The 11,721-nt window shown below is 61.0% G+C and carries 12 protein-coding genes; 1 reads left to right on the forward strand and 11 read right to left on the reverse strand.

The window, feature by feature from the left end:
* Positions 1-9: 9 nt before the first annotated feature.
* Genes BFL43_RS03220 through BFL43_RS03250 form a run of 7 tightly spaced genes read right to left on the reverse strand, consistent with a single transcriptional unit; the run spans position 10 to position 6,708 of the window.
* Positions 10-1,047 (reverse strand): MlaD family protein, encoded by a 1,038-nt coding sequence (locus tag BFL43_RS03220; protein ID WP_084890705.1) that lies wholly within the window; start codon positions 1,045-1,047, stop codon positions 10-12.
* The gene (locus tag BFL43_RS03225) at positions 1,047-2,096 is read right to left on the reverse strand and encodes an MlaD family protein (RefSeq protein ID WP_084890707.1); all 1,050 of its coding nucleotides are present in this window, start codon (positions 2,094-2,096) and stop codon (positions 1,047-1,049) included. The genes BFL43_RS03220 and BFL43_RS03225 overlap by 1 nt, the downstream gene beginning before the upstream one ends.
* Positions 2,090-3,088 (reverse strand): MlaD family protein, encoded by a 999-nt coding sequence (locus BFL43_RS03230; RefSeq protein WP_084890710.1) that lies wholly within the window; start codon positions 3,086-3,088, stop codon positions 2,090-2,092. The genes BFL43_RS03225 and BFL43_RS03230 overlap by 7 nt, the downstream gene beginning before the upstream one ends.
* Positions 3,085-4,083: an MlaD family protein gene (locus BFL43_RS03235; protein WP_084890712.1), complete on the reverse strand. Its 999-nt coding sequence runs from the start codon at positions 4,081-4,083 to the stop codon at positions 3,085-3,087. Before BFL43_RS03235 ends, BFL43_RS03230 begins: the two co-directional genes overlap by 4 nt.
* On the reverse strand, positions 4,084-5,118 hold the full coding sequence (locus BFL43_RS03240; RefSeq protein WP_084890714.1) for an MlaD family protein: 1,035 nt from the start codon (positions 5,116-5,118) through the stop codon (positions 4,084-4,086). It lies immediately after the preceding gene.
* Between the two features lie 8 nt (positions 5,119-5,126).
* Entirely contained in the window at positions 5,127-5,990 is an 864-nt protein-coding gene (locus BFL43_RS03245) for an ABC transporter permease (RefSeq protein ID WP_084890716.1), read from the reverse strand.
* 10 nt (positions 5,991-6,000) lie between these two features.
* Positions 6,001-6,708 (reverse strand): ABC transporter permease, encoded by a 708-nt coding sequence (locus BFL43_RS03250; RefSeq protein WP_023958978.1) that lies wholly within the window; start codon positions 6,706-6,708, stop codon positions 6,001-6,003.
* Positions 6,709-7,316: 608 nt separating this feature from the next.
* Between BFL43_RS03250 and BFL43_RS03255 the strand changes: the two genes are divergently transcribed.
* The gene (locus tag BFL43_RS03255; protein WP_240498028.1) at positions 7,317-8,069 is read left to right on the forward strand and encodes an SDR family NAD(P)-dependent oxidoreductase; all 753 of its coding nucleotides are present in this window, start codon (positions 7,317-7,319) and stop codon (positions 8,067-8,069) included.
* Positions 8,070-8,409: 340 nt separating this feature from the next.
* Here the strand turns inward: BFL43_RS03255 and BFL43_RS03260 are convergent, their stop codons facing one another.
* From BFL43_RS03260 to BFL43_RS03275, 4 genes are all read right to left on the reverse strand, one after another.
* Positions 8,410-9,012 (reverse strand): DsbA family protein, encoded by a 603-nt coding sequence (locus tag BFL43_RS03260; protein ID WP_084890718.1) that lies wholly within the window; start codon positions 9,010-9,012, stop codon positions 8,410-8,412.
* Positions 9,013-9,042: 30 nt separating this feature from the next.
* Complete coding sequence (locus tag BFL43_RS03265) at positions 9,043-9,453, reverse strand: DUF302 domain-containing protein (protein ID WP_084889826.1); 411 nt, start codon at positions 9,451-9,453, stop codon at positions 9,043-9,045.
* A complete protein-coding gene (locus BFL43_RS03270; RefSeq protein WP_143694995.1) occupies positions 9,426-9,722 on the reverse strand; it encodes a DUF2892 domain-containing protein in 297 nt (98 codons plus the stop codon). Before BFL43_RS03270 ends, BFL43_RS03265 begins: the two co-directional genes overlap by 28 nt.
* A gap of 28 nt (positions 9,723-9,750) precedes the next feature.
* Positions 9,751-11,721: MMPL family transporter (locus BFL43_RS03275; RefSeq protein WP_084890734.1), on the reverse strand; the 1,971-nt coding region annotated here is incomplete at its 5' end.

Raw genomic sequence — 11,721 nt, forward strand, 5'->3', positions numbered from 1 at the left:
TGCTGCGGTTCACGGCATCATTCCGATCGATTTCAACACGGTAATAAACGATTCGGCGTCCCGCCGCGCCAGGTTCCGGCCATCGATGGAGATGTCCGAAAGGTTGATATCGGGCGACCCCACGAATGGAATCAGTTTGTCGCGGATGACGCGCGTTGCCTGCTCCGTGAAGGACTTTGAGTAAATGTCGGAGTTGGCGATCGACGCAATCACCGGGGCGATCGCAGCCACCGACTCCTTGATGCGTGAGTACTCCGGATCCACGATCCTGCCCGCGGCCACAGCGAAATCACGCAAGTTGGCGATGAGTAACGCGACGTCGATCAGGGAGTAGCCGAGGCCATAAAAGTTGCGTCCACCCTTAGTCAGCATCCGGTCGATTCCCGATGGATCAGCCAAGATCACCTTCAGAGTCCGATCAGCCGACCTCAACACTACGTCGAGCTTGTCAGTGTTCGAGGAGACCTCCGAAACGGTCTCCAGCGTTGTCCGATACAGGGCGTCGAATTCCTGCGGGTCCTTGGGGAACGTGGTGTTCAATGTCGAGATGGCGGTGTGGATCTTGTCGAGCTCACCGCCGCCGAGGACATTCGCCATTCCGCGCATGACGTCCTCGACATTTGCTGCCGGCTCGGTCCGTGCCAGCGGGATCACCGAACCCGACCGCAGCAAGGCACCCGTCGACGGCTCGGCTGGGGGAAGGATGGCAACGTAGATCTCACCGAGGAGAGTGTCTTGACGCAGTTCGGCTCGCGATTCGCCCGGCAGCTGAGTCTTGTGATCGATGCGAGCTTCGACGACCGCATGCCCGTTCTCGTACGTGACATCTTCGACGGTTCCGACGCTGATCCCCTCCGACAGGACTTTAGCGAGGGCTGGCAGGTTGAGTGCGCTGGTGAACTCCATCTGGATGTCGTAGCCGTTGCCGTCGGAGGTCCCTACGGTCGGCGGATTGTCGGCGTTGATCCCACATGACGTCACGAACACCATCGCTGCCATCAGTGCGACTATCGTGGGTCCGAGGCGTGCCCGGTTGACCGAGATCATCAGGCCCCTCCACCCATCATCCCGGCGATCGTCCTTGATGCATCGCCGGGCCTGCAGACGCCGTTTGCCACTGGCGCAGCGCAGCTACTGACGAGGCTTCGCAAAGGCAGCGACACTGCGAACGCCTGCACGATCGACTTGGCATCGGGGTGTTTGACGATGAGGTCTGCCGTGCGGGCTGCTACTGCTGCCATCATGTCCGGCTGCTCTCCCATGCCGGCGATGAGCGGAACGGCAGCATCACCGATCGCGAATACCGGGGGACCGAAATCTGTTGCGAGCCGCGAGAGGATCGGTACGAACGTCCCCGCGTACTCGACTGCCGCACCGAACGTCTGGCCGAACGCGACGATGACATTGATGGCACCGACGAAGTTGTCGAAGAGGGCGGTCAGCTCTTTGTCGTTCTCAGTTGCCACCCCCGTCAGTGTTGCGAGGTTCCCGACGATCCTGCGAATCTGTCCATCCCGCTTGGCCGGGTCGTTGATGAGCGTGGCAGAGTCCTTGATGATCCCGGCCACGTCGCCCTGTGTCCCTTCCAGATTGCGGGAGACGAGCTTGAGGGACTGCAGGACGGCGTCGGTGTTTCTACCGTTGTCCTTGACCAGGTCCTCGGACAAGTTGCTGATCGAGTCGAGCGTCTGACTGACGCCTAGCGGGGTTCTCGTCTTACTCAACGGAATGCACTGATTCGTCTCGTATCGGGCTCCACCGGAGTACGGCTTGGTGAACTCTATCTGACGTTCGGTCACGATGGATGTCGACACCATGGTCGCGCCGACGTCGGCGGACAGCGGCACGCTCTTGTCGACCCGCATCTCGACCCTTACACCGGACTGACCTTTATTCTGTTGCACCCCAACGACGCTGCCCACCTTCTTGCCGAGCATGGCGACTGCGTTGCCTTCGAAGAGGCCCGATGCATCGGTGAACTCTGCGCACAAGGCACGCGTGTCGTCGGACGCTGTCCGCCCTATCCCGATACCAGCGATGACCACAACCACCACGGCGACCAAGAGCAGCAGCCTTCGGACCCAGGTGGTCAACATTTGTCGTCACCACTCGGAATGCACACACGAACCTCTGGTTCTGTGGTGGCCGGCGCACCCACCGGCGCTGCCTGGAGGAGTACGCCGAGGCGCTGAGTGATCTGATCGACCTGTGTTAGGGCATTGGAGTAGCCCGGCAGCTCTGTCGCCACCTTGTCCAGGAGCGTCTTGAACTGTTGCACGGACGGTTCGATCCCATCGCGGTACGCCACGAGCGGCCTCGTCAGAAGTTTGAACAGACGCCTGAGGTAGTCGAACCCGTCGCGGACGTTCTGGATATCAGGTCCCAGAGTGCTGGCCAGGAAGCTGAGTTGACGGAGAAAGTCGACCAGCACCTGCTTTTGGTCGGCGAAAGCTTCGACGTATTCATCGGACAGAGCGACCGTTTTGTCGAGCTGACCGTACTGTCGCTCTAGGAGGTCCATCAGACTGCTGGTGTTCCTCAGTGCGTCGGGAATGTTTGTGTTGCCGTCGGAGAACGCATTCTGCAGCAGCGTCGCGGTTTGACGGAGATCGACGCCGTTCACATCACGAAACACCGGCGTCGTCGTCTCCAGCGTGTTCGAGATGTCGTAAGTACTCGATGTCTGAACAAGGGGGATTGCCCCCGAGAGCGCGGTCGGTCCTGACCCTGGGTCCAGATCGAGAACTCGCCCGCCGATCGGCGTGATCAGGCGAACCGCTGCGGTAGCGTCCGAACGGACCGATACCGAGTCGTCGAGTCGAAATTTGACTGTGATGAACGTTCCTGTGAGGTCCACCGACGACACCTTCCCTTGTCTTATCCCCGCTATACGCACCTGATTACCCGACTCCAGCCCGCCGGTGTTGACCAGCTGGGCCGAGTACACCTTTTGGCCGGGCGGTGCGATATACACGGCCCCTGCGATCACCAGACCGACCACCACGGTCACCACCACAACACCGGCGACGATGAGGTCGCGCCTGCGTTCAGACTGGTGATGCGATCGATTTCGATTAAACAACCTCACTTACACACCACCAATCGTTGCCCCATAAGCGCGATCCTCGCTGTATCCGGCAGAGGCAGAGGACCTTTCGAACATCGCGCCTCGCTCGGCGTGGAGTTCGTCGCAGCGGCCAGCGAGTCCATAAGGGGCTTGAGCAGTACCGCGCCGTTGAGTAGACCCTCCAACTCCCCGGGTTCTCGCGTCAGACGCTGATAAATCGTCGCGAAACTCTGGTCGTACGTTGACTCAAGTTGCTCGCCGGTGATGACCGTCTTCGACATGGACCGGTTGACCTCGCGTAGCGACTCTCGCAGCCGGTCACTCACGCGGCTGAAGGCGTCGACGATCGATCCCAGCTTGTCGACAAGTTCGACCATCTCCGCCGAGCGGCCTTCGAGCTGGTCGGAGACCTGGCCAAGGCTCGTCACAATATTCGTGATGATCTCAGACCGCTGGTTCCCGTAGGCAGTGATGTTGGCGACCTGCTTCAAAACAGGCGCTATGCCCCTTCCATCACCTTGAGCAACGCGCAACAAATTGGACTGCAGTTCATTGATCTCGTCGGCATTAAGCGTGTCGAACACCGGCTTGAACCCGTTGAACAAGGTGGACACATCAAATGAGGGAACGGTCTTGTCGAGCGCCACCTGTGTGAGTGCCCCCTGTGTCTTTCCCTGTGCCGCACCGATCAATTCGACATATCGCTGACCGAGAAGATTCTGATACCGCACGGCGGCGGTGGTGTTCGATGTGATCGTGACGTCGTCGTTCAGTTGGAAATGAACGACCGCCGTGGGCCCTTTCAGGTCGATCGCCGTCACATAACCGACCTTGACTCCCGCCAACCGCACACCGTCGCGAGGCTTGAGCCCGGATGCATCGGAGAAGACCGCAGATCGTTCAGAACTCGGTCCGTCCGAGCTGGGTTCGAGGATGGCGATGATCACGTAGGTGAGAACGCCGATGACCGCGGCGAACGCAACGATCTTGATGATGGTGGGAGTTAACGACTTCATCTACCTCGGTCCTCCTGCTGCAAGCGCGCTCTGCAGCGCAGGTGACGTCTGCACTACCAGGGCGACCTGAAGCTGTACTCGCTCGCCGACCTGCGGCGTGGCTTTGTCGATGCTGTCCAAGATTTGCGGGATGGTGTACACGGTTCGCACCAGCCCCGATGCCGACCTGGCGACCGGCCTCGCCAGATCGAGACCCACGTCCAGTAGTGAACTCAACGCCGGATAGTTTTTGCTCAACAGTCCCCCGAGTCCGCCGAACAAGACCGCGCCGGTGTCGTTGAGGTTGCCCTTTGTCTGTTTGATGGCTTCGTCAGTGGCGAAGAAATCAGCGACGTCGACGTTTATCAGAATGCCCGGAACGAACGGCGTCATGAAATCGGCTACACCCTGGGACAGGTCTGCTGCGATCGCCAAATCCTGGCCCACTGGCCGCTGTTGAACGTCCCGAGTGATCTGTGCAATCTGGAACATGAGCTTGCCGGCGTCGGCAAACGTTTGGGAATCATCGACAACAAACTTGACCACGGAATTGAACGCCGGCTGATCGAGAGCATTGACCAGCTTGGAAAGCTTACGAATCAGTGTCGAAACCGACGTTTGTTCGGACTGCTGCTTGTTGACATAGACACTGCCGCCATCACCGATTAACTCTCCCCGTCCGGGGTCAACAATCTCCAGTGCCGTTGGCCCCAGCGCGCTGGCAGACGTGTAATTCACCGCCAGGCCCTGACGCAACCGGATGTCGTCGTTAGCTCCGGTGAGCTCAATTCTCACAGATGTGCTTTGGTCGCGCACCGACACCGAGGACACCTTGCCCACCGTAAAGCCTCGGTACTTCACCTCCGATCCGCCCTTCAGCCCGTCACCAATCGCGTCGGTGGTTATCGTCACTGTCTTGCTGTCTACAAATTTTCCGGTTGCGTTTCCCACCAGAAAATAGGCGGCAACCACCACGACGACGAGGACACCGATCCCACGCAGGGTCAAATTTGTTATTGATGGCGCGCGCCCTGACGGATCTTTATAAACAGCCACTTCAACCCCTACCCCGAAATCCTGACGCCCGAATCGAAGCCCCACATCAGCAGGGTCAAGATCATATCCTCCACAACAATGATGATGAGACTGCTACGGATCGCTCGACCAGACGCGCGGCCGACGCCCTCTGCTCCACCGGTGGCGTAGAAACCCTGGTAGCTGTGGACGATGACGACCGATACTACGAAAATGAGGACCTTGATGACCGAGAACACCAGATCCTGCGGTTTGAGGAACGCATTGAAATAGAAATCGTAGGTGCCACCTGACTGGCCGTGTAGAAGGATGACGACCAGCTTGGCTGCGGCGAAACTGAGTATCAGCGTCACGATGTAGAGCGGGATGATGGTGGTGATCGCTGCAACCACGCGCGTGCTGACGACATATGGAATCGGCCGCACCGCCATCGATTCGAGTGCGTCTATCTCTTCGGCGATGCGCATCGAACCGATCTCCGCAGTGAGGCGACAGCCGGCCTGGGCTGCGAAGCCGATCGCGGCGATAATCGGTGCCAACTCCCGAGTGTTGGCGTACGACGAGATAAACCCGGTAAGAGATCCCATCCCCACCAGGTCCAGCGAGGCGTAACCCTGGATGCCGATGGATGCCCCGACAGCCATTCCGAGAATGACAAGCACGACTGCGGTACCCCCGCCGACCAGAATAGCGCCTCGCCCCCAGGCAAACTCCTGTATGTACAAGAGCGTCTGTCGTCGATAGGTGGTCGCGACGTGGCGGATTCCGGCGACGGTGTCAATGGTGAACGTGGTGATGTGCCCGAGTTGTGCGGGGACTTCGGCGAGGGGCGTCACAGAACGAGCGATCGGACGAGTGACAGAAGTGAAACGGGTGGAAGGTACTGCGGTCACGTATTCTCCGTCATCCGATGGTCTGCGGGACGAACATGATCGTTAGCTGGGTGATGAATACGTTGATGACGAAGCACGCCACCACCCCCAGAACTACGGTGGCGTTGACAGATTGGGCCACACCCTTCGGGCCGCCTTTTGTGGACAGACCCCGGTGACATGCGATTGCCACAACAACGAGACCGAATACCAACGACTTGACCAGTGCCACAAGGATGTCCGCCGATGAGGCGAACGAGGCGAACGAGGCGACGTAACTTCCGGGCGTGATGCCTTGGACGTTGACGCTCAGGATGTAGCCGGCCACGAGGCCGGTAAACACGATGAGCATGCACAACATTGGAGCGACGATGAGAACCGCGACGAACCGCGGTGCGACGACTCGACGGGTCGGATTGAGTCCGAGAGTTTCCATAGCATCGATTTCTTCACGGACGGTACGCGCGCCAAGGTCAGAGGCGATGGCCGACCCTGCCGCACCACCGAGCAGGAGCGCTGTGACGATCGGTGCCCCCTGCTGAATGATCCCGAGTCCACCAGCGGCTCCGGCGATCGACGTGGCCCCGACCTGCTGGGTCAGACTTCCGACCTGCACCGAGACGATGACGCCGAACGGAATTGCCACCAGGATCGCCGGCAACGTCGTGACGGTGATGACGAACCAGGTCTGTGTGACAACCTCCCGAAAAGGAAACCGTCCGGTGACAATGTCGCGCACGGCCCACCGCAGTGCCTGGCCGGCGAGGGCAATCGTATTTCCGAAGGTCGCAAGACTGTCTGTCGCACGACCAGCAAGTTCCGTAGCGATACTGATTTCTCCTTCACCTTGCTGAACAGCCCACCGCGATGGGTGTTCGCACAGTACCAGGTACTTGCAGTACTCCATTCGCGGTTTGGATATTTCTGCCCGAACTAACCAGCCGCACGACGGAACACCGGCCCCGTTGACCCTCGATGACGCACCGACCCGTCCCTATATGCGGCAGTGGCTCCGCGGGGCTCGCTGGTCGCTGGTCTGCACCGAGTTCATTACTTCGGTTGAGCAAAACCGGGCTGACCTAGATGCGGAATCTTGTTCCGGTGGAGCGAGATTCGCTAGTGAAGCCAGCGACAAACGATCGCCCCGACAGACTGCGTTTGCACCCCAGCGGACGGCGGGGCACTGGTGCTGCGGGGGCCTCGTGATCTACGGTTCCACCCATGGTGACAGTAGCCGTGAAGTACGTGCCAGCCCGAGTCGCGCATACTGCTTTACAACGACCACGCACGCCGGTCGAGCTCGTCAACACACTTCGCACCAGATCGCCGGCTAGACGGCTACAAAACTTGACCGTCCTCGTCACTGGCTCGTCGTCGGGCATCGGCGCTGCGGCAGCTGAAGAGTTCGCCCGTCGTGGAGCCCACGTCCTGATGGTGGCGCGTCGCGCCCACAGCCTCGACGAACTCGTCACGCGTATCCGGGCCGCGGGCGGCTATGCCGACACCTGTCCGGCGGATCTCTCCGATACCGACGACACAGCTCGCTTGATCCAGCACGTGCTCGATGTATACGGCTGCCCGGACATCATCGTGAACAACGCCGGGCGGTCGATTCGCCGCGAGGTCCTCGACTCGACTGACCGGCTACACGATTATCAGCGCACCATGGCGGTCAACTACTTCGGTCCCGTGCAACTGACGTTAGGGTTCCTACCTGCCATGAAGGAGCGTGGCAGCGGTCACTTCATCAACGTCTCCACCTGGGGTATCCCGATGGGCGCCATGCCCAAGTTCTCGGCATACGCGGGATCGAAGGCCGCGATTACCGCTTTCGGACGCAGCATAGCGTCGGAGTTGCGCGGCACAGGGGTCTCTGTGACCACAGTCTTCTTCCCGCTCGTGCGGACACCGATGATCGAGCCCACCGACGAATACCACCACACTCCCGCCCTCACCGCGGTTGAAGCTGCAGGCTGGCTTGTGCACGCGGCTGTCTACCGCGATCTGGAGGTCATGCCGCGAGTGGCACGGTTTCTCCGACAAGTGGGCGCGGCATCATCGAGAATCGCGGACGGGCTTGTAGAACGCAATGCGCCCTAACGTGTGTGCCCCAGATAGTGGCCCGGCGAGGTGACTAACTTGCCCGGGGACCGGTGTGCGCGCACACGGGATAGCTGACTCGTCGGTGCGATCGACCCAGAGGCGCTGGATAGCGACGTTCCTTTCCCGGCCACGGTCCCGGCACTACACAGTCCACCGTTGCATTTCGATCGCTAAGGATGCGGCGATTCGATTGGGGCACTTGCCTTAAGACAAGGTCGCCGGATTACGGCGATGTCTGCGCACCCTGTCATCTGCGATTACGCCGACGTTGTCAACACACTCGACGAGGGGTCCTCGCAAGTTGCGCTCCGCTGATACAGGGTTCAAGGGATCGCCCTTAGGAGCTAAACGTTGGTGGTCCGCTGTGTGGTCGTTGCAGTTGTGCGAAGGCGCTTGTTGCCGACAGCGTCTGTAGGGCGTCGAACAGCTGGTCCCCGTCGTGGTCGCCGGGAATGGCTGTGAGTACTGGCCCGAAGAAGCACTGGCCGTTGATGCACACGATGGGGCTACCACCAGAGTCGCCGAGACTGTCTTGACTTTGCTGGTGTGCCACACGCACTGCACTGTCGTAGGTCGAGTCGTCGAGGCAGTCGGCGAGCTGGGGATCGAGACCACTCTCGGCGAGCGCGCCGGCGACCATCGTCGCGGTGACGTCGGCGCTCTGTTGGTGCACCCGCTGGCCCAGGGCGGTGTAGAGCGGTCCGAGTGCGCTGTCGCCGGCCCGGTCATGGGCGGCGGCTAGGACACGGCCCAGTTGCTGGGAGACTTCGATGTGGTGCCGTTGCTGTTCAGGAACATCTGTGCCCTCGTTGAGCACCGCGAGACTCATCTGCCGCCAATCGATCTCGATGTCGCGGCGCTGCGCGGTGTTGACAAGCCACCGAGACGCGGCCCAGGCGAACGGGCATGCTGGGTCGAAATAGAACGTCACTGCGCTCATCTTTACTCCTTCAAGTGCGGACTGTTGGGTTCAAGCGGATGCTGCGGCTTCCAGCGCAGCGATAGCGGCGGTGAGTTTGGCTGATGCATCGGTGGCCACGGGTTCGAGTTCAGCTTCCCCGGACACCTCAACCATCAGGTCGGGATTCATGGCTTCGACGATCGAGTTCGATGGATTGGCAGGGTCGGTGCGGACCACGACGTTGCACGGCAGAAGTAGTCCGATCTGCCGATTGACCCCCAGTGCGCGGTGCGCCAAAGGTGGGTTACAGGCACCCAGGATCAGGTAATTTTCCATGTCCACGTCGATTTTTGATTTCAGGGTGTCTTTGACGTTGATCTCGGTGAGGATCCCGAAACCCTGCTCGGACAATGCGGCACGGGTACGTGCGACCGCCTCGTCGAACGGGACGGTTAGAACGGTGGAGATGGACAGTGACATAACAGCTTTCCTTCCGGGTGGGGTTTCGTGTTCGGATCTAGTGGAGTTCGGCGCGGCGCGGTAGTCCGAGGCGGTGCATGAGCAGGCTGGCCGGGGCACCAGCCGACGGCGGCGAAGAGCAGCAGGTTCAGTGCTACGAAGGCGGTCAGCAGCAGCCACCAGGTCGAGACGCTGGTGGCCAGGGCCAGGCTCGCGAGAATCATCAATCCTGCCAGGAGTGGCACTGCTCGTTCGACGGTCCACGTGGGTGCGGTTGTTCGTCTGTTCATCGGGTCGTAGGCCTTTCTGGTGGTGTATTCAGTGGGAGAACGAGATCGCGGGCAGGATCTTGCGGAGCCAGGTCGGTGACCACCATGCGGCCCGGCCGGTGAGGCGGAGTAGGGCGGGCAGCAGCATCAGCCTGATGAGTACCGCATCGAGCAGTACAGCCACACCGAGGATGATGCCCATCTCTTTGGGTGGCAACGGGTCTGCCAGTGCGAAGGTGAAGAACACTGCGACCATCACCGCCGCGGCGGCGAAGATGATTCGTCCCGAGTGAGCCATGCCGTCGATCTGTGCAGTGTCGGCATCGCCGGTGCGCTCGTAGTGTTCTTTTGCAGTGGCGAGCAGAAAGACGGTGTAGTCCATGGCGATGGCAAAGATCATCGCGAAGAAGAACACCGGCCCCCAGCCGTCAAGGAAGCCCTGCGGGGTGAACCCGAGCAGCCCGGACAGGTGGCCGTCCTGGAAGATGAGCTTGGCGACACCGAACGCAGCCGCAGTCGACAGGAGGCTGACGACTGTGCCGATCAATGCGATCAGTGGGGCCTGCAGTGAGACCAGGAGCAGGACGAACCCGAGAACCAAGATGATACCGACGATCAGCGGGAAGTAGTCGCCCAGAGCCTGTTGCAGATCGAGGTTCTCGGCCGGGGCGCCGCCGACCAGCGCATTCCCGGGAAGTGCGCTACGCAGGTCATCGACGATGGCGCCGAGTTGGGCATCGGAGGGATCAACTGCGGGCAGTGCTTGCATCATCACGTAGTCGGTGCCGTCGAGCGCCGGCTGCGGCGGGGTGACCATGCTGATTGCGGGTGTCTGTGCAGCTGCGGTGGCAGCCTGCTGTGCCTGGGCCGAGGGTGCGACGATCTGGAGCATGCCGGGGGCGCCCTCGCCCATCTGCTGCTGGACCAATTCGTATCCCTGGCGCACGGGTGCCTCCTCGGGGACCACCGAGATCGAGGGCATGGCGACCTTGAGGCCGATGACCGGGATGGCCAGCGCGATCAGCACGGCCAGCGATCCGAGCGCGAACGGCCATGGGTGGTTGTGCAGAATCTTGCCCCAGCGTTCGAACAGCGGCGAACGGTGTTGCTGGCGTTTGGCGTACGGGAGCGCCGCGGCGTTCACCTTCGGACCCAGTGCACCCAGGGTGGCCGGGAGCAACGTCAACGTGGCCGCGAGGACAAACGTCACCGCCAGCATGATGCCCACGGCCATCGTCCGCACCGCAGGAGCGGGCACCAGCAACACCGCCGACAGGCTCACCAGCACGGTCAGACCCGAGAGCACCACGGCTTTACCGGCGGTGTCCATAGTTTCGGCGACCGCGTGGGTCTTGTTGGTGTGGTTGTTGAGGGCATCCCGGAATCGGGAGACGATGAACAGGGCGTAGTCGATTCCCAGTGCGAGGGCGAACATCATTGCAAAGTTCATGGCCCACACCGAGATCGGCGTGACCTGATTGAGAAGTACCAGACCGCCGGCTGACGCGATGAGGCCGGCGATCGTCAGCAGCAGCGGCAAACCCGCTGCCACGAGCGAACCGAACGCCAACACCATGATCGCCAGAGTCACTGGCCACGAGAACAGCTCGGCCTTGATCATCGCGTCGTGATTGGCCTTGTTGAAGTCGCTCCACAGGGCAGAGGCGCCCGTGGGATACACCTCGACACCATCGCGCGACAGTTCGGTGAGCTCCCCCTTGACCTCGTCGACGGCCCGGACCATGTCATCGGTGTTCGCGTTCGCACCGGCGATCAGGATGCCGGTGTGCTGATCGCGGCTGATCGTCATCCCCGGCTGTGGAGGCACGACATCGCCGAACCGAGAATCATCTACGAAAACAGCCGTCGCATTCGCGATGGTTTCCTGCATCGTCGGACTGTCGATGGTGTCGCGGTCGGAGTGGATGACGACCTGCACCGCAGCCGATGAGTTGCCGCCGAAGTGCTGCTGCGCCAGCTCTCGCACCTGCACCGACTCCGACCCGTTGGCCTGCCAGCC

The sequence above is a fragment of the Williamsia sp. 1135 genome, assembly GCF_002095395.1.
In the GTDB taxonomy this organism is placed as follows: Bacteria; Actinomycetota; Actinomycetes; order Mycobacteriales; family Mycobacteriaceae; genus Williamsia.